At 74.0% G+C, this 16,656-nt stretch carries 15 protein-coding genes; 8 read left to right on the top strand and 7 right to left on the bottom strand.

Annotation, left to right across the window (positions count from 1 at the left end):
- Positions 1-81: 81 nt before the first annotated feature.
- The 4 genes from ACWDCZ_RS26240 to ACWDCZ_RS26225 all read right to left on the bottom strand — a co-directional run bounded on the left by ACWDCZ_RS26240 (position 82) and on the right by ACWDCZ_RS26225 (position 3,026).
- Positions 82-906 carry a M14 family zinc carboxypeptidase gene (locus ACWDCZ_RS26240; protein ID WP_449817122.1) on the bottom strand — a complete coding sequence of 275 codons (825 nt, stop codon included), beginning with the start codon at positions 904-906 and terminating at the stop codon, positions 82-84.
- A 14-nt stretch (positions 907-920) separates the two neighbouring features.
- The gene (locus ACWDCZ_RS26235) at positions 921-1,250 is read right to left on the bottom strand and encodes a hypothetical protein (RefSeq protein ID WP_049658719.1); all 330 of its coding nucleotides are present in this window, start codon (positions 1,248-1,250) and stop codon (positions 921-923) included.
- Positions 1,251-1,344: 94 nt separating this feature from the next.
- Positions 1,345-2,067, bottom strand: coding sequence for a TetR/AcrR family transcriptional regulator (locus ACWDCZ_RS26230; protein ID WP_117486606.1), 723 nt, complete (start codon positions 2,065-2,067; stop codon positions 1,345-1,347).
- Between the two features lie 344 nt (positions 2,068-2,411).
- Positions 2,412-3,026 (bottom strand): LysE family transporter, encoded by a 615-nt coding sequence (locus tag ACWDCZ_RS26225; protein WP_449817121.1) that lies wholly within the window; start codon positions 3,024-3,026, stop codon positions 2,412-2,414.
- A 204-nt stretch (positions 3,027-3,230) separates the two neighbouring features.
- On the opposite strand from ACWDCZ_RS26225, the gene ACWDCZ_RS26220 reads away from it, so the two are divergent.
- Positions 3,231-3,860 carry a maleylpyruvate isomerase N-terminal domain-containing protein gene (locus tag ACWDCZ_RS26220; protein WP_449817120.1) on the top strand — a complete coding sequence of 210 codons (630 nt, stop codon included), beginning with the start codon at positions 3,231-3,233 and terminating at the stop codon, positions 3,858-3,860.
- Positions 3,861-4,046: 186 nt separating this feature from the next.
- Positions 4,047-5,771, top strand: coding sequence for a M1 family aminopeptidase (locus tag ACWDCZ_RS26215; protein WP_449817119.1), 1,725 nt, complete (start codon positions 4,047-4,049; stop codon positions 5,769-5,771).
- Positions 5,772-5,839: 68 nt separating this feature from the next.
- Here the strand turns inward: ACWDCZ_RS26215 and ACWDCZ_RS26210 are convergent, their stop codons facing one another.
- Positions 5,840-6,736 (bottom strand): lysozyme, encoded by an 897-nt coding sequence (locus ACWDCZ_RS26210; RefSeq protein ID WP_449817118.1) that lies wholly within the window; start codon positions 6,734-6,736, stop codon positions 5,840-5,842.
- Positions 6,737-7,077: 341 nt separating this feature from the next.
- On the opposite strand from ACWDCZ_RS26210, the gene ACWDCZ_RS26205 reads away from it, so the two are divergent.
- The 3 genes from ACWDCZ_RS26205 (at position 7,078) to ACWDCZ_RS26195 (ending at position 12,090) form a co-directional block, all read left to right on the top strand.
- Complete coding sequence (locus tag ACWDCZ_RS26205; protein ID WP_049657166.1) at positions 7,078-7,656, top strand: GNAT family N-acetyltransferase; 579 nt, start codon at positions 7,078-7,080, stop codon at positions 7,654-7,656.
- 281 nt (positions 7,657-7,937) lie between these two features.
- Positions 7,938-9,677 carry a glycosyltransferase family 2 protein gene (locus tag ACWDCZ_RS26200; protein WP_449817117.1) on the top strand — a complete coding sequence of 580 codons (1,740 nt, stop codon included), beginning with the start codon at positions 7,938-7,940 and terminating at the stop codon, positions 9,675-9,677.
- Positions 9,678-9,813: 136 nt separating this feature from the next.
- Positions 9,814-12,090, top strand: coding sequence for an acyltransferase family protein (locus ACWDCZ_RS26195; RefSeq protein ID WP_449817116.1), 2,277 nt, complete (start codon positions 9,814-9,816; stop codon positions 12,088-12,090).
- Here the strand turns inward: ACWDCZ_RS26195 and ACWDCZ_RS26190 are convergent.
- Positions 12,081-12,692: a hypothetical protein gene (locus ACWDCZ_RS26190; RefSeq protein WP_143204595.1), complete on the bottom strand. Its 612-nt coding sequence runs from the start codon at positions 12,690-12,692 to the stop codon at positions 12,081-12,083. The genes ACWDCZ_RS26195 and ACWDCZ_RS26190 overlap by 10 nt on opposite strands.
- Before the next feature lie 126 nt (positions 12,693-12,818).
- Here ACWDCZ_RS26190 and ACWDCZ_RS26185 point away from each other — a divergent pair, with 126 nt between their 5' ends.
- Together ACWDCZ_RS26185 and ACWDCZ_RS26180 are read left to right on the top strand one after the other, a co-directional pair.
- A complete protein-coding gene (locus ACWDCZ_RS26185) occupies positions 12,819-13,049 on the top strand; it encodes a hypothetical protein (protein WP_049654693.1) in 231 nt (76 codons plus the stop codon).
- A gap of 113 nt (positions 13,050-13,162) precedes the next feature.
- Positions 13,163-13,732 carry a hypothetical protein gene (locus ACWDCZ_RS26180; protein ID WP_449817115.1) on the top strand — a complete coding sequence of 190 codons (570 nt, stop codon included), beginning with the start codon at positions 13,163-13,165 and terminating at the stop codon, positions 13,730-13,732.
- A 30-nt stretch (positions 13,733-13,762) separates the two neighbouring features.
- On the opposite strand, the gene ACWDCZ_RS26175 is transcribed toward ACWDCZ_RS26180, so the two are convergent.
- Positions 13,763-14,749 (bottom strand): ArsR/SmtB family transcription factor, encoded by a 987-nt coding sequence (locus ACWDCZ_RS26175; RefSeq protein WP_449817114.1) that lies wholly within the window; start codon positions 14,747-14,749, stop codon positions 13,763-13,765.
- 426 nt (positions 14,750-15,175) lie between these two features.
- Here ACWDCZ_RS26175 and ACWDCZ_RS26170 point away from each other — a divergent pair, with 426 nt between their 5' ends.
- Complete coding sequence (locus ACWDCZ_RS26170) at positions 15,176-16,633, top strand: glucose/sorbosone family PQQ-dependent dehydrogenase (protein ID WP_449817113.1); 1,458 nt, start codon at positions 15,176-15,178, stop codon at positions 16,631-16,633.
- The last annotated feature ends 23 nt before the right edge of the window (positions 16,634-16,656 follow it).

Below are 16,656 nucleotides of genomic sequence, written 5' to 3'. Positions count from 1 at the left end.
GAGTCTCAGGACCCTCACCGCGCTCGATGACCACCGCGGAGGACACGGATCACTTGAGACAGCCGCTCTGGCCGGCTCCGATCAGGCACTCGGCAGCACGGCGGTGTCGGCGTCGGTCTTGGGGATGTACTCCGCGTACGCGACGTCGCCGGGCAGGCCGCGCTTGCCGTCGTACTGGCTGTTGCGGAAGTTCATGGCGGGGGTGACCGACTGGTTCTCGTCGTCGCCCCAGTTGTAGAGCATGTCCTGGGAGTAGCTGTGCACGTCGACGAACCACCCGGTCCGCGGGAACTGGTCCAGTAGCCAGCGGACGTTGCGGGTCTCGGGCTCGGAGAAGGCGCTCGGGCCCTCGTAGACCTGCTGGTCGCACGGGTCGGCCGACACCTGCGGGGTGGCGGTCGGGGCGAAGGCGGTGGCGAAGTCGAAGAGGAAGTCGTAGTTGCGGTTGAGGTCGACGCCGACGCAGTCGGGGTTCGTGCTGCCCCCGGCGTTGGCCGGGTTGCGGTTCTTGCGCCACATCGGGTCGGCGGTCTGGCTGAACAGCCGGCCGTCCGGGTTGACCAGCGGGAAGAGCACCAGGTCCAGCCGCTGGAGCAGGTTGCGGACCTGGTCGGCGGTGAAGACGGTGCCGCCGTAGCCGAGGCCGGTGCCGTCGCGCTGGGCCTCCAGCAGGTCGGCGGCGAGGTGGACGAGGATCTCGCAGCTGCCCCATTCACGGGCGTGCACACCGCCGATCATCATCACGCAGCTCTTGGGGACCGGGGCCGGTGCACCGATCTTGAGGGCGTGGGCGGTGCGGCCCTCGATGGAGGGCTCGGGCAGGGTGAGCAGTTCGGACGTGCCGGGGTAGGCGGTGGCCAGACTGGCCACGGCGGACTCGACCTCGGTGATGTTCAGGTACGGCATGACGACCTCCCGGGTCAGCCGGCGGGCTTGGCGGCGAGGCCGTGCGGGACGGCGTCGGCGGCGGCGAACCGGTCGCCGGTGCCGACCTCGGCCTGGGCGGCGCGGCCGGCCTCGCTGGCGTTGCCGATCCGGGTGACGGTGACGCCCTCGCGTTCGAGGGCGGCGATCCGGTCCTCCGGGGCGTAGACGTCGATGCCGACGCTGCCGTCCGGTTCGACGTGCGGGCGGCCACCGGTGTCGGGGCGGGCCTCGCGCAGCAGGGCGCGCAGGACCTCCGGGTCCCTGGCGGTGACGCGGAGTCGCAGGATGTCGGGTCGGGGCGGTCGGGTGGGAACGGCGGACATGGCGACCTCTTCTCGGGCGCCGGGGGAGCTCGGCCCACGGCCGGCTCAGCGGTGCCGGATTCGAGCGGATATGTCCGACGTGTACCTCGTATCCTCAGGATGCGTCGCCGCCGTAGAAGCCGTCAAGGGGCGGCTCGGGCATCCCGTCGAGCAGGCTGTCCAGGCCGCTCAGCATCTCGGCCTCGTCGTCGAAGTCGGAGAACCGGGGCACCAGGGCGCGCAGCCTGGGGTAGTCGGCGGCGGGCAGCCGGTGCAGGCCGAGCCGCAGGGCCGGGTCCGGCTCGTTCGGGTTGTCGACCACCTGGCGCTTGTCCACCAGCAGGCAGCCGAGGTTCCAGGCGACGAAGGTGCGGTAGACGGTCAGCGCGCCGGCGTCGTCGAAGCCGGCCCGGCCGAGCACGGCCAGGATGTGCTCGGTGAGCTCCAGCACCGAGGCCGGGCGGCGGGCCACCGGGACGGCCAGCGGGCGGGTCGCGACCAGCGGCAGGATCTCGGGGTGGGCGTGCGCGGTGGCGGCGAACGCCCGGGCGATCCGGCGCAGTTCGGCGCGCCAGCCGTCCTCGTGGGGGCCGCGGGCGGCGCCGGCCCGCAGCCGGGCGTTGATCTCGTCGAAGTAGGCCTCGACCAGGCCGTCGATCAGCGCCTCCTTGCCCGGGGTGTAGCGGTACAGGGCCATCGACTCCACGCCGAGATCGGCGGCCAGCCTGCGCATGGTCAGCGCGGCCAGGCCCTCGCGGTCGACCAGGGCCACGGCGGCGCCCAGTACCAGCGGGCGGCTCAGTCGGCCCCGCCTCTCGGGGGCGTCCTGCTCGGCCATCTCCGCACTCCTCCGGGTCGGTGGCAGCGTCGTCGGGCGGTCGGCTCGGTGGGGGCGCGGGGCCCGCTGCCGGGCTGGGTCTTCGGCGGATGTCACTCAGCGGATACAGAACCAGGATACAAGGGAGGAATAGGACGTAAACGGGCACGCGGCCGCGCGGCGGCGGTGCTGCCGATCCCGCTGGTCAGATGACCGGGCGAGGGGTGGTGGGGGCGGCGACCGGGGTGGTGGGGCCGGTCGCGGTGTGTGACGCCACTCCGCACCCGCTCGCCAACCTCCTTCCGGCGCCCGGTCGCTGAGCGCGTCCGACCCGGCGGCGCCGGTCACCACGCCCGGCGCCGGCCTCAGTCGAGCAGCAGTCGGACGGCGAGGGCGGCGACCAGGGCGGCGGAGCCGAGGGCGGTGAGCAGCCGGCCGCGCGGGCCGGTGAGGGCCCGGCCGAGCAGGGCGCCGCCGGAGGCCAGCAGCAGTTGCCAGCAGGCGGAGGCGGCGAAGGCGCCGAGGGTGAAGGCCGCCCGGGCGGGGACGCCGTCCTGGCTGCCGCCGCCGAGCACCAGGGCGGCGAAGTAGAGCACGGTGAGCGGGTTCAGCAGGGTGATGCCCAGCAGGGCGAGGAAGGCCCGGGTGGGGGTGGGCGGCGACGGCCGCGCTCCGGCGGCGGGGCCGGAGCGGCCGCGCAGTGCGGTGGCGGCCGTCCGGGCGGCCAGGGCGAGCAGGACCAGGGCGGAGGTGATCCGCAGTGGCCGGGCGACCGGTTCGAGCAGCGGTGCGAGGCCGGTGCCGCCGGCCGCCGCGAGCAGGGCGTACAGCCCGTCCGCGGTGGCCACGCCGAGGGCGGCGCAGGCGCCGGTGCGCAGCGAGGTGCGTGCGGTGAGCGACACCAGGTAGGCCCCGACGGCCCCCACCGGGACGGCCACGCCGAGCCCGGCGAGCAGCCCCGCGATCAGCGCGGCCCTCACGCGCGGGGGGCGTCGGGCCTCCGGGGGCGGCCGGGCTGCTGCTGGACCGGGGCCGGGCGGGTGGCGGCGGGTACGGGCAGCGGGCGGGTGGCGGAGACGGTCATGGGTCGATGGTGACGGCCCGGGGCGGGGGTGGCAAACGGCTTTCCGCGGGCCCGGGATAGCGTGGGGGCGATCCCGTGATCACCGTCCCGAGGAGAGCCGATGAACAGTCAGAACGATCCCGTGCGCGTGCTGTTGGCGGAGGCCTGGACCTCCTGGGCGGAGCGGGGCGCGGCCCTGGCCGCCGAGGACTGGGACCGGCCCACCCGGCTGCCCGAGTGGACCGTACGGGAGCTGTTCGCGCACGTGGCGCCGGTGCCGGAGATGTTCACCGGGCTGCGCGCGGCCGTCCTGGACACGTCGGCCGAGGTGGCCGACGGGGCCGGCATCCTGCGGGCCTACAACCGGCCGGGCGGCATCGCCCACACCGCCGCCGGGCAGGTCGCCGAGGCGGCGAAGCGGACCGCCGAGGTGGCCGAACCCGCCGTGCTGATCGCCCGGTTCGGCGTCGAGGGCCCGGCGGCGCTGGCCGGCCTCGCGGACCTGCCGCCGGGGACCACGGTGGCGCACCCGCTGCTCGGCAGCGTGACGGTCGGCGCGCTCGGCGAGGTGGCGCTGATGGAGGCGACCGTCCACCTGCTCGACCTGATCGCGGCCGTCGGCGGCCCGCCGCCCGCCGAGGGGGCGCTGCACTTCACCCGCGCCCTGCTGGCGGAGGTGGCCGACCCGGTGGCCTTCATCGAGGCGGCGACCGGCCGTAGCGCCGAGGCGGTGCTCCCGGTGCTGCGGTAGGGCTTCCGTCGGGTGGGGTGAGGCGTATGCGTCTCATGTCATGAGCCTTTCAAAGGTGCGGGTTTGCTGTCACGCTGCTGCTCCCGGCCCGCTCCCCACGAGAGGCTCCGATGAGAAGACTCCTGCCTGCCCTGACCGGCGCCGCCCTGTTCGCGGCGACCGGCCGCGGACTGCACACCCGCCCAGGTGGTGGCCAACGGCGGTTTCGAGTCCGGTGGTTCGTCCTGGTCGGCGCCGAGCGGCGCGATCACCGCCGACACCGGCCAGAGCGCCCACTCCGGCAGCTCCTACGCCTGGCTCGACGGCTACGGCTCCAGCCACACCGACACGCTCTCGCAGTCCGTCACCCTCCCCGCCGGGTGCGGCACCGCGACGCTCGGGTTCTGGCTGCACGTCGACACCGCCGAGACGACCGGCAGCACCGCGTACGACAAGCTGACCGTCAAGCTCGGCTCCACCACCCTGGCCACCTACTCCAACCTGGACGCGAAGGCCGGGTACGTGCACAAGACGCTCGACGTCTCCGCCTTCGCCGGCCAGTCCGTGACGCTCGCCTTCACCGGCGTCGAGGACGCCAGCCTGCAGACCAGCTTCGTGCTGGACGACGTCACCCTGGACGTCTCCGGCGGCGGCACGTCGCCCCAGCCCGGCGACCCGACCCGCACCCCGGTCGCGCCGACGTACACCGTCGGCCTCACCAGCGACTCCTCCGGCGGCAGTTGGACCGGGCACGAGAGCGTGACGTTCACCAACGCCTCGCCCGACCCGCTGAACGAGGTGTACCTGCGGCTGTGGGACAACGCCCACGGCAGCTGCCCCAGCACCCCGATCACGGTGACCAACGTGACCGGCGGCACGCCCTCACCGCTCACGGTGAACTGCACCGCGCTCAAGATCACCCTGCCGGCCCCGCTCGCCCAGGGCCAGAGCGGCACCGTCGCCTTCGACCTCGGCATCACCGTGCCGAGCGGCGCGGACCGCTTCGGCCACGACGGCGCGTACAACTTCCTCGGCAACGCCCTGCCCGTCCTGGCGATACGGGACGCGGCCGGCTGGCACCTCGACCCGTACACCAACAACGGCGAGTCCTTCTACTCGGTGGCCGCGGACTTCGCCGTCACCCTGGACCACCCGAGCGGTCTGCTGGTGCCCGCGACCGGCACCTCGGTGGACACCCCCGGCACGGCCGGGCGGACCGTCACCAAGGCGACCGCGAGCAAGGTGCGCGACTTCGCCTGGGGCGCCGGGCCGTTCACGAGGATCTCCGGCACCTCCGCCGCCGGGGTGAAGGTCAACGTCTACTCGGTGGCGGGGATCAGCGCGGCCGACTCCCAGTCGATGCTCTCCACCGCGACCTCGGCGGTCGACGCCCACGCCCAGCGCTTCGGCGCCTACCCGTACGGCGAGTTGGACGCGGTGCTCGACAACAACTTCTGGTTCGGTGGCATGGAGTACCCGGGCTTCGTCCTCGACCTGGTCAGCACCACGGCGCTCACCCACGAGATCGGCCACCAGTGGTGGTACGGCATCGTCGGCGACGACGAGTACAACGGCCCCTGGCTGGACGAGGCCTTCACCGACTACGCCACCGACCTCGCCCTCGGCAAGACCGGCAACGGCTGCTGGAACAGCGTCTCCTGGGCGTCCTCGGCGGAGCGGATCACCAACTCGATGGCGTACTGGGACGCCAACTCCTCGCGCTACTCGACGGTCGTCTACGGCTACGGCAAGTGCGCCCTGCACGACCTGCGCCGGACGATCGGCGACAGCGCGATGACCACGCTGCTGCGGAACTACGCGCAGGCGCACTGGTACGGCGTCTCCACCACCGCGGAGTTCAAGGCCGCGGCCCAGGCCGCCACCACGGTGGACCTGGGCTCCTTCTGGAGCCAGCACCGCATCGACGGCTGAGCCCGGACATCGGTATGTCCCGGACGTCGCCCCCGGTCCAGGCCGGGGGCGACGCCCTTTCCGCGGGGTCAGCCCAGGGCGAGGGCGCGGAGGCGGTCGGCCGCGCCGTTGAAGTAGTTCTGGTCACCGGGGAAGGTGCCGGAGTCGGCGAACTGCCAGAAGGTCTGGTAGCCCCAGCCGTTCGGCAGGGTGCCGACGGAGGAGGCGTAGCGGGCTATCCAGAGCGGATTGGTGGTGCCGAAGCCGCCGTTGTCGCCGGTGCACTGGCTCCACCAGTTGGTGGTGGTGTAGATGGTGGGGTAGCGGCCGGTGCGGGAGTGCACGGTGTTGCTGAAGTCGCGGATCCAGCTGACCATGGCGCTCTGGCTGAGGCCGTAGCAGGTGGCGCCGTAGGGGTTGTACTCGATGTCCAGCGCGGGCGGCAGGGTCTTGCCGTCGGCGGACCAGCCGCCGCCGTGGCTGACGAAGTAGTTGGCCTGGGTGGCGCCGGAGGAGGCGTTCGGCAGCGCGAAGTGGTAGGCGCCGCGGACCAGGCCGGCGTTGTACGAGCCGTTGTACTGCTGGGCGAAGGACGGGTTGGTGTAGCCGGTGCCCTCGGTCGCCTTGACGTAGGCGAACTTGGCGCCGTTGGCCGCCACCGAGGACCAGTTGACGTTGCCCTGGTAGCCGGAGACGTCCAGCCCCGGGGTCTGGGTGGCGGCGAGGGAGGCGAACGGGGCGGCGGTGCTTCGCCCCTCGCGGGCGGCGACGGTGGAGCCGGCGAAGTCCTGCTCGGGGTGGAAGCCGGGACGGCCCTCGGCGACGGGGGCGACCGGGGCGGGGTCGGCCGCGTACGCGGGGGCGGCGGCGCCGGCGACCAGGGCGGTCGCGGCGGCGAGGGCGGCCAGTGCGGGCAGTCGGCGGCGGGCCGGTCTGGCGGCCGCGGCGGTGGCTGTGGTGCGGGCGGAGCGGGAAGAGCGGGGCATGAGCACTCCTCTGGTCCGAGCGTGGGGAAGGTCGAAATGACCCGGTTCGGCCGGGGTCTGACCGGCCGTACCGCAGAGTAGCCATGTACCTGGCACCGCCACCAGGCATCTTTTTTCACATGGTGAACGCACGTCACCTCGGTCGGAACGCCATGACCGGCAACCGGCGTTGCCGGTTCTGCCGGTGCGGCCGGCCCCGGGACGGAGTCGACGGAGGAGCCGGCGGGGCCGGGGGAGGGGCGGGCAGCGGAGGCGGCGCCGGGTGCGGCGGGGGCGCTGTGGCACGATGCCCGCGGGCCGGCCACCACGGGCGGCCCCCTGCACGTGAGGAGAGACCACCCATGATCGAGACCGCCACCGACTCCGCCCGGCCCGCCGGGGAGCCCGTGTTCCGGCCCGCCACGCCCGCCGACGTCCCGGCGCTGGTCGCGCTGGTCGAGTCCGCCTACCGGGGCGACTCCAGCCGGGCCGGGTGGACCACGGAGGCGGACCTGCTGGGCGGCCGGCGCACCAACCCGGAGGCCGTCGCCGAGGCCGTGGGCCACCCCGACGGTGTGGTTCTGCTCGCCGAGCGGGACGGCGAGCTGGTCGCCTGCTGCCAGCTGGAGCGGCGCGGCGGGCTGGCCTACTTCGGCATGTTCTCGGTGCGTCCCGGGCTCCAGGGCGGCGGCATCGGCCGGGCCGTGCTGGCCGAGGCGGAGCGGGTGGCGGGCGAGGAGTGGGGCGTCGGCGCGATGGAGATGACGGTGATCGAGCAGCGCGCCGAGCTGATCGCCTGGTACGAGCGGCGCGGCTTCCGGCGCACCGGCGAGTTCAGCCCGTTCCCGTACGGCGACGAGCGCTTCGGCATCCCGCGGCGGCCGGACCTCCGGTTCGCGCACCTCGTCAAGGAGTTGAAGGCGGAGTCCGCCGGGAATTGACGTCCGTGTACGGAAGTTGACGGCTGTGCGGAGGCCGGGGCCGGGTCGTCCGGGCGGTCGTACCAGTAGTCGTACCGGTGGTTGACGGCCTCGGAAACGGCCCGCCCTCGGGGTTCGGTTCAGTTCCGCTGGACCGGGTTTCCGCAGGTGATCCGCCGTCAACTCGCTGAGCTGGGGCGATGCGGAGATGTCATACCTCGTTCATTATTGGTCTAGGCCAATGTGAGAGGCTGAGCGCGAACGGCCACGTTCCGTCCGCTGCCCAGGGGGGCCATTTCCGCATGCCCGTTCTCCATGGCACCGCCATGCCCGCACCCGACACCGGTCCGCGCCGGACACCCGCGGACCCCGACGACCACCGGCTGCCCAGCCCGCCCGACGACGAGGAGCTCTACTGGTACTTCGGCCCGCAGCGCCGCTGGGTGCTGCTCTGCGCCACCCTCTCCTACGCGGGAGCCACCGCCACGCTCGGCCTGTTCGCCCTCAGCAAGCCGCTGCTCTGGCCCTTCCTGGTGCTCACCGTGCTCAACGCGGCCACCTGGCTGCTCTCGCTCACCGACGGCCAGCGCGCCCGGCGCTTCACCCGCGACTCGCACGACCTGCTGCTGCGCGCCTGGAGCCCCGCCCGCGCCCCGAGCGTGGACCTGCTGCTGCCGACCGCCGGCGAACCGCTGGCCGTCCTGGACAACGCCTACCGGTACACCGCGGCCGTCCAGTGGCCCGGTGAGCTGACCGTCCTGGTCCTCGACGACGCCGGCCGCCCCGAGGTGCGCGAACTCGCCGAGTCCTACGGCTTCCGCTACCACGCCCGCCCCGACCGGGGCCGGTTCAAGAAGGCCGGCAACCTCAACCACGGCCTGGCCGAGGGCACCGGCGAGATCGTCGCCGTCCTGGACGCCGACTTCTGCCCCCGCCCCGACTTCCTGCGCCACCTGGTGCCCTACCTCGACAACCCCGGGGTCGGCATCGTGCAGAGCCCGCAGTGCTTCGACACGGACGCCGACATGTCCTGGCTCGAACGCGCCGCGGGAGCCACCCAGGAGATCTTCTACCGCTGGATCCAGCCCTCCCGGGACGCGCAGGACGGCACCGTCTGCTGCGGCACCAACGCCCTGTACCGCCGCGCCGCGCTGCAGCGGATCGGCGGCTTCGCCGAGATCGACCACAGCGAGGACCTCTACACCGGCCTCGCCCTCGCCCGCGCCGGATGGTCCACCCGCTACGTCCCCGCGCTGGTCGCCAAGGGCATGTCGCCCACCGGCCTGCCCGCCTTCATCAGCCAGCAGTACCGCTGGTGCCTCGGCTCCCTGGCACTCGTCCGCGACCCGGACTTCCGCCGCGGCCCGCTGCCGAAGTCCGCCCGGCTCTGCTTCTGGAACGGCATCCTCGGCTACGTCACCAGCGCGGTGAACGTCTTCGCCGTGCCGCTGCCCGCCCTGATCATGCTGTTCTTCCGGCCCGAGGAGATCCAGCCCTGGCAGGTGCTGCCGTTCCTGCCGCCGATCTGGGTCGCCCTGGTGCTGCTGCCCGCGATGTCCCGCACCCGCTGGCGCTTCGAGGTCACCCGGGTCCAACTCCTCGGCGGGCTCTGCCACGTGGTCGCCATCGCGCACGCGCTGCGCCGCCGCTCCGCCGACTGGGTGCCCACCGGCGCCGTCTCCGGCGGCAGCACGCTCGCCCGCACCGTCGCCCGGATCGGGGTCGCCTGGCTCGGGCTCGTCGTCCTCGCGGGCGCCGCCGGGCTGGTCCGGGCCGCGCTGCTCCATGGCTGGCGGCCGTACTGGGCGCTCGCCGGACTGCTCGCGCTCACCACGTACACCATGGTCCCGCTGATCCGGGAGCTGTGGCCGCTGCTGAACGGGACCAACGGGGGCAAGGGCGCCGCCGTCGGTGAGGTCGCCGCGCCCGCACCGGGCCGCTCCGACCTCGGGTTCGGACGGGCCGAGGCCGTCGCCGTCACCGCCGCGCTGCTGCTGTGCGGGCTGCTGGCCTCCGGCTGGGCCGACCCGCTGATCTTCTGACGGACCGTCACTTCCACTGCAACACCTGCCTGTTGCGTTTCCTTGCGCGTCGCCCCACCGGCGCGGACACCGCCCGGCCGCCCCATCGGCCGGGCGGGCCCGACAAACCGCTGCCAGCCCTGCAAGGAGCACCGCCGTGTCAACGGCCGTACCACCACCGTCGTCGTCCTCCTCTTCCGCTGATGTCCAGCCCTCCGTTCCGACCTCCGCCGCGTCCGGCCCAGGCGTCGACCTGCTGCCCGGCGTCGTCCGGGTCGACCGGGAACTCGCCGCCCCGCAGCGCGCCACCGTCGCCGAGAGCGGGCAGGCCCGCCGGCGCACCGCCTTCCGCCCCGACATCGAGGGGCTGCGCGGCGTCGCCGTGCTCTCCGTCCTCGCCTTCCACTCCGCCGTACCCGGCCTGACCGGCGGCTTCGTCGGCGTCGACGTCTTCTTCGTCATCTCCGGCTTCCTGATCACCGGCCTGCTCGTCGGCCGCCCGCTCGGCCTGTGGGACTTCGCCGCCCGCCGCGCCCGGCGGATCCTGCCCGCCGCCGCCACCGTGCTGGTCGCCACCGCCGTCGCCGGCGGCGCCCTGCTCGACCCGCTGCGCGGCACCGACCTCGCCCGCGACCTGATCGCCTCCGCCGGGCAGTTCGCCAACTGGCGCTTCGTCGGCCAGCAGACCGACTACCTGGCCGCCGAACACGACCCCAGCCCGCTGCAGCACTTCTGGTCGCTGGGCGTGGAGAACCAGTTCTACCTGCTCTGGGGCGTGCTGCTGCTCGGCCTCGCCCGCTACCTGCGCGGGCGCCGCCGCACCCTCGCGATCACCCTCGCCACGGTGGCCGTCGGCGGCGTCTCCCTGGCGCTCTGCCTGCGCTGGACGGCCACCTCCGCGCCGCTCGCCTACTTCTCCACCGGCAGCCGGCTCTGGGAGTTCGCGGCCGGCGCCTGCGCGGCGCTGGCCGGCCCGGCCCTGCTCTCCCGCGCCGAGCGGCGCCCGGTGGTGTGGTCGCTGCGGGTGGTCGGCTGGCTCGGCCTCGCGGCCGTGCTCGCACCGGTGGTCCTGTACGACCGCGACACCCCCTTCCCCGGCACCGCCGCGCTGCTGCCCGTCCTCGGCACCGCCGCCGTCCTGCTCGCCGGACACGCCGCCGGGCACGACGGCCCCGGCGCCGCCGACGCCGGACGGCTGCTCGCCACCCGCCCGCTGCGCGCCGCCGGACGGCTCTCGTACGCCTGGTACCTGTGGCACTGGCCGGTGCTGACCATCGCCCAGGCCCGGTACGGTGCCCTGCCCTGGACCACCCTGCTCGCGCTCACCGCCGCCAGCGCGCTGCCCGCCTGGCTCACCCTGCGGCTGGTCGAACAGCCGCTGCGGTACGGCAGCAGCCCGGCACCCCGGCGCGGGCTCGCCGTCGGCGCCAGCGCCCTGGTCATCCCGCTGATCGCCGCGCTCACCCTCGGCGGCGGCACCGTACGCGCCCTCGGCGACCCCTCCTCCGGGCCCGTCGCGGCGCCCGCCGGAGCCGCCGACGGCCCGGGCCTGCTCGCCCCCGGCACCCGGGTGCTCACCCTGACGCCCTCGCTGGCCCGGGCCCGGGAGGACTTCCCGCCCGGCAAGGGCTGCGAGATCCCGCTCAACGCCGACAGCAGCCCGCGCTGCCTCTTCGGCGCCGAGGACAGCCCCGACCGGATCGTGCTGCTCGGCGACTCGCACGCCGGGCAGTGGATCTCCGCCGGCCTCGCCCTCGCCGAGCAGCGGCACTGGGCCCTGGAGGTGCTGGTCAAGCCCGGCTGCCCGCTGGCCACCCTCACCGTGCGCAACAACGTGCTCGGCCGGACCTTCGAGGAGTGCGACCGCTGGCGCGAGAACACCCTCACCCGGCTGGCCTCCGGGCCCAAGCCGCGGCTGGTCCTGATGGCGGGCCTCAACCGCTACGGCAGCCCGGAGGAGCGCACCGAGGGCTGGACCCGCACCCTGGACCGGCTCACCGCGCTCGGCGCCCCGCTCGCCTACCTCGGCGACACCCCGATGCCCGGCAAGGACATCCCGACCTGCCTGGCCGCCTCTGACGGGCGCTCCGACGCCTGCTTCTTCCCGCGCGACACCGCCTTTGAGCCCGACCCCGTACTGGACGGCGGGCTCGCCGCCCGGTACGGGGTACGGACCCTCGACCTCGGCCCGCTGCTCTGCCCCGGCACCGGGCCCTCCTGCCCGGCCGTGCTGGAGGGCGTGGTGCTGTACCGGGACACCGGTCACATCACCGACACCCTGGCGCGGGTGCTGGCGCCCCGGCTGGACAGGGGGCTGCTGGGCGCCCCGGGGGCGTCCGCGGCTCCCGGGCTGACGTCGGACCGGCCAGTGCAGCCGATGCAGCCGGACCAGCAGGTGCAGCCGGTGCTGCCGGTGCTGCCGGGTCAGCCGTAGAGGCTGTGGCAGACCCGGGCCTGGTCCGAGCCGGGCGGCCAGTGGCCCGCCCGCTCGGCCTGGTCGCAGATGGTGTTCTGGCCGCCGCCCGCCCCGGTACTCGCCGGGGCGGGCGCGCCCGACGGGCCACGGGCCGGCGTGCTGGTGTGCGGGCTGTGCCCCGGCTTGGGGCGCGCACTCGCCGAGGCGTGCTGGGCGTCGGGCGTCGCGCTGCCCCCGGCACCGGACGCGGCCGTCGCCGTGCCCGGCCCGGCCACCGGGACCGCCGCGCCCGGGGTGGGCGGCGGCAGCGGGGACGGCGCCGGCGTGACCGGCGACGGGGAGACCGGCAGCAGCCGCGCCGCCGTCGAGTCCGAGGCGGTCGGCGAGGCGTCCGGCAGCGCCGCCACGCTGAGCTCGTCACCCGACCCCGGCCCGCACATCGCCAGGACGGACGCCAGCACGGCGCCCGTGCCGACCATCGCGGCCGTCCAGGCCTTGCGCGACAGGCGCCTCGGCGGTGTGGCGGTGGACCACGGCGGTAGCGGATCTGTCGGAACCGGCGGCGGCTGCCAAGCGTTCTGCGGCCACTGCCACTGCCCTCCGGTGGGCTGCCCAGTCATGTGCTCGTCCTTCCAGCGGCCCCCCTAGAACCTTGCTGTGCTCAACGAGCGCGCCGACGCCGGGACATGACCCGGAAGAGGGGTCTGGACGGGCGTTGATTGCCACCGCGCCACATGCTGGGGGGCATGGAGACCAACAGCACGGCCACCCCCCTGGTCGAGGTGGCCGAGTTCCGCACCGACAGCCGCTACCGCCTCGTCCGCTTCGAGGGCCACGGCTGGGAGCCGCTCGCACCGGAGGAGTTCGAGCCGCGCGTCCACCAGCTCTTCCCCGACCTCGACCCGCGCGACCCGCAACGGGTCCACTGGGCCGACCGCCCCTGGGAATGGCCCGCCTGGCACGCCGGCGAGGCGTGAACGCGGTCCGACTGGGCCCGAACGCGGCCTGACGGGGCCCGAACCCCCGGTTTGACGAGGTCTGAACGGCTCGGCGCGGGATCGGCACCCCGCGACTTCGTTACGCTGGGCGGGTGAGTGTGGATCACTTCTGGCGCCGCCTGCCGGGTCAGGCCGTGGACACCTGCTCGCCGGAGGAACTCGGCGAACTCGTGCCCCGCGACCGCGACCTCCGGTACGACCGGCTGGCCGCCGCCGGGCTCGCCCTCGGCGTGCGGCGCACCGCCGTCCTGATGGAACTCGCGCTCACCGAGAACGGGCTGCACCCCGACCCGGCCGCCCGACTGCCCGTCTACGGCGGCGGGCGGCACGAACCGGACGGGGCACTGCCGTGCGGCGCCATGCCGGTGCTGCGCCCCGAACAGGTCGTGGCGGCCTCCGCCTTCCTGCGCGGCTCGGCGCTCGGCGAACTCGTCCGCCAGCAGAACAGCGTGCTCGCCCGCACGGCCGCGCACCTCGGGTACCCGACGCCCTGGTCCGAGACCTGGGCGGCGCTCGTCGTCCACGACCTGCGCGAGCTGCGGGACTTCTTCGCGAGCGCGGCCGCCGCCGGGGACGCGGTGGTCGTCCGGGAGGCCGAGGAGACCGGCCGGCCGGACGCGGCGCCGCAGCGGCGCAACTCGCCGTCCAGCACGGGGGCGTGAGCCTCGGCCCCGCCCGCACGGGGCCGGGCCTCAGCCCGTAGCGGCGGCGAGGAGCGTCAGCCCGGCCGCGGTGGCGGTGTGGATCGCCGTGTTGCGGTCCCGCAGGGTGGTGACCAGCCCGGCCGCCCGCAGCACCGTCGTGTGCTCGCTGGCGCTCGCCGCGGAGATGCGGACGGCGGCGGCGAGGTCCCCGGTCGTACAGCCCTCCCGCTGCGCGACGGTCCGCAGCACGGCGGCGCGGGTGCGGCCCAGCAGTGCGTCCAGAGCCGGTGACGACCCGTTCGGCGCCGCCAACACCCCTGCTCCGGTGGGCTGGTGCGCGGGATGGACCAGCATCGGCTGCGGCTCGGTGTCGTAGATCACGACGGGTGCGCCCGTGACGAAGACGGACGGGACCAGCAGCAGCCCCCGGCCGTCGAGGTGGATGTCCCGGTCCAGCCCGGAGGCCAGCTCGACGTGCAGCACCGGGGCCTCCCAGTGGATCCGGCCCGGCAGCAGCCGCTCGAAGAGCCGCTCCACACCCCCGTGCAGCAGATCGCGTCCGCGGACCGCGCGGTCCGCGGCCAACGCGTCCTCGGCGGACGCCTGGTACGGGGCGAGCAGGACGTCGTGGACGTGGCCGAGGGCCTCCACCAGGCGGCGCATGAGGTCACGGTCCTCGTCGAGCGTACGGGCCCAGCCGGGTAGCGGACGGGTGGCCGCCGCGTCGGCGAGGTCCGCGCGGATCCGCCCGGCCGGCGTGGCGGCGACGCCCTCCAGCAGCTCCGCGACGCTCCGGGCCCCCGGCGGACTCAGGAAGCCGGGCGACACCCCGTGCACCGGCACCAGGTCGAGGACCATCCGGGCCTGCGGCCCCAGCCGCCCGCGCGCCGTCCGCCGCCAGGCCCCGAACCGTACCTCGTGGTTGCGGTCCCGCAGGACGCGCACCGCCACGTTCAGCTCCACCATCGCCGCCATCGCCCCCGCGACCCTGGTGCGCGCCAGGTCCTCGCCGGTGAAGTGGAACCGGAACGCCATCCCGCCTCCTGTGATGGGGAGCTGACGGAGAGTCAGTTCCCGTCCATGATGCCAGGGGAAGCCGTGGACGGGAGGGGCAGGCGCAGCTGCGACGACCGGGGTGCGATCGGATGAATGCGAAGCGCCCGCGCCGCCACGCGGTGATCCTGGCCCGCGCCATCGCGGCCTTTTCGCCGCGCTGCTGTCGAGCAGGACCCCGCCCCCCGGGCCACGCGACCGGGTCAACGAGGGGTGCGGATCCGGGGGGCCCGACCTACGGTGAGGATCGGGACGCCGGGCGGCCGTACGCCGCCGGTGGCGCCCCCCACCGTTGGCGATGGCCCGCTCGCCGGGCGCCCGCACCGTGCGCGGCCGGTCCCGTACGGAATCGCCGAATCCGGTCATTCGGAAACCAGACACTCGTCGCCACGACGAGTGGGAGGCATCATGAGAAAGCTCCCGGTCGCACTGGCCCTGATCCCCGCCGCCGCGCTGATCACGTCGTGCTCCGACAACGGGGGAGCGGCGTCCGGCGGCAGCACCGCCGCGCAGAAGCCCGCCGTCGTCACCGCCGAGCCCGTGCAGTCCCAGGCACCCCAGTCCCAGGCCGCCCAGGCGCCGCAGACGCAGGTGAAGGTGGTGACGGACGGGCTGGGAGACCCGTTCGAGCTCGCCTACGCCCCCGACGGCCGGCTCTGGGTCAGCGAGAAGTCCGGGCTCAAGATCACCCGGGTCGACCCGCAGAGCGGCGCCAAGAGCACCGCCCTCGACCTCACGGGAAAGGCCTTCCACAGTCAGGACGGGCAGGACGGCGTCCTGGGCTTCGCGTTGCACCCGGACTTCGGCAAGGGCAAGGGCAGCGACTACCTCTACCTCGCCTACACCTACAAGAACGGCAACGACTCGGCCACGAAGATCGTCCGCTACACCGCGAAGGACGGCCTGCTCTCCGACGAACAGCCCATTCTGACGGGGCTGCCGGGGCACAACCAGCACCAGTCGGCCCGGATCCGGTACGGACAGGACGGCAAGCTCTACTACTCGATCGGCGACCAGGGCCACAACTACATGGCCGACTACTGTCTGCCGAACCACGCGCAGGACCTGCCGACCGCCGCCCAGGTCGCCGCGTCGGACTGGTCGCTGTACCAGGGCAAGGTGCTCCGCATCAACCCGGACGGCTCCGTCCCCGACGACAACCCCGAGCTGAACGGCGCCCGCAGCCACATCTACGCCTACGGCATGCGCAACCCGGACGGCATGGACTTCGGCGGCAAGGACCTCTACACGGCCGAGAACGGCCCGCTCACCGACGACGAGTTCAACCTCATCACGAAGGGCGGCAACTACGGCTGGCCCAACGTCGCCGGGTGGAAGGACGACAAGGCGTACGTCTACTCCAACTGGTCGCAGGCCAAGGGCGGTTGCGAGAAGCTCACCTACAACCCGGACCCGAACACGCCGCCGGCCGAGGTGCCGACGACGAAGGAGACGGACTTCACCAAGGACATGGTCTCCCCGCTCAGCACGTACGGGACGACCGTCGAGAGCGGGCACAACTTCGGCACCACGCCGGTCTGCCCCGATGCCGCCTCCGCCTACATGTGCTGGCCGACCATGGCGCCCGGCAGCCTCAAGGTGTACGGGGACGACATCCTCGTCACCTCGCTGAAGAACGGCACCGTCTTCCGGCTCTCCAAGGACGGCAAGAAGTACGAGGAGCTCTTCCGGACCGTCAACCGCTACCGCGACGTCGCCCTCAGCCCGGACGGCAAGACGCTGTACATCGCCACCGACAGCGAAGGCCAGCACATGGTCCGCGGTGACGGCGGTACCCCGACCACCCGCCTGGCGAATCCGGGCGCGATCCTCGCCGTCCCCTACGACCACAACACGACGCAGTGAAGCCCCGACACGGAGGTGAGACA

The organism is Kitasatospora sp. NPDC001225, from assembly GCF_053597855.1.
Note: the sequence above shows the minus strand (reverse complement) of the source record. Positions and strands in the feature narration are given on the sequence as shown.

Bases quoted from the DNA above. Each gene is read 5' to 3' on its own strand.
- ACWDCZ_RS26235 (WP_049658719.1), bottom strand. From the start codon at position 1,250: ATGTCCGCCGTTCCCACCCGACCGCCCCGACCCGACATCCTGCGACTC.
- ACWDCZ_RS26170 (WP_449817113.1), top strand. From the start codon at position 15,176: ATGAGAAAGCTCCCGGTCGCACTGGCCCTGATCCCCGCCGCCGCGCTG.
- ACWDCZ_RS26175 (WP_449817114.1), bottom strand. From the start codon at position 14,749: ATGGCGTTCCGGTTCCACTTCACCGGCGAGGACCTGGCGCGCACCAGG.
- ACWDCZ_RS26200 (WP_449817117.1), top strand. From the start codon at position 7,938: ATGCCCGTTCTCCATGGCACCGCCATGCCCGCACCCGACACCGGTCCG.
- ACWDCZ_RS26210 (WP_449817118.1), bottom strand. From the start codon at position 6,736: ATGCCCCGCTCTTCCCGCTCCGCCCGCACCACAGCCACCGCCGCGGCC.
- ACWDCZ_RS26185 (WP_049654693.1), top strand. From the start codon at position 12,819: ATGGAGACCAACAGCACGGCCACCCCCCTGGTCGAGGTGGCCGAGTTC.
- ACWDCZ_RS26230 (WP_117486606.1), bottom strand. From the start codon at position 2,067: ATGGCCGAGCAGGACGCCCCCGAGAGGCGGGGCCGACTGAGCCGCCCG.
- ACWDCZ_RS26220 (WP_449817120.1), top strand. From the start codon at position 3,231: ATGAACAGTCAGAACGATCCCGTGCGCGTGCTGTTGGCGGAGGCCTGG.
- ACWDCZ_RS26240 (WP_449817122.1), bottom strand. From the start codon at position 906: ATGCCGTACCTGAACATCACCGAGGTCGAGTCCGCCGTGGCCAGTCTG.
- ACWDCZ_RS26205 (WP_049657166.1), top strand. From the start codon at position 7,078: ATGATCGAGACCGCCACCGACTCCGCCCGGCCCGCCGGGGAGCCCGTG.
- ACWDCZ_RS26190 (WP_143204595.1), bottom strand. From the start codon at position 12,692: ATGACTGGGCAGCCCACCGGAGGGCAGTGGCAGTGGCCGCAGAACGCT.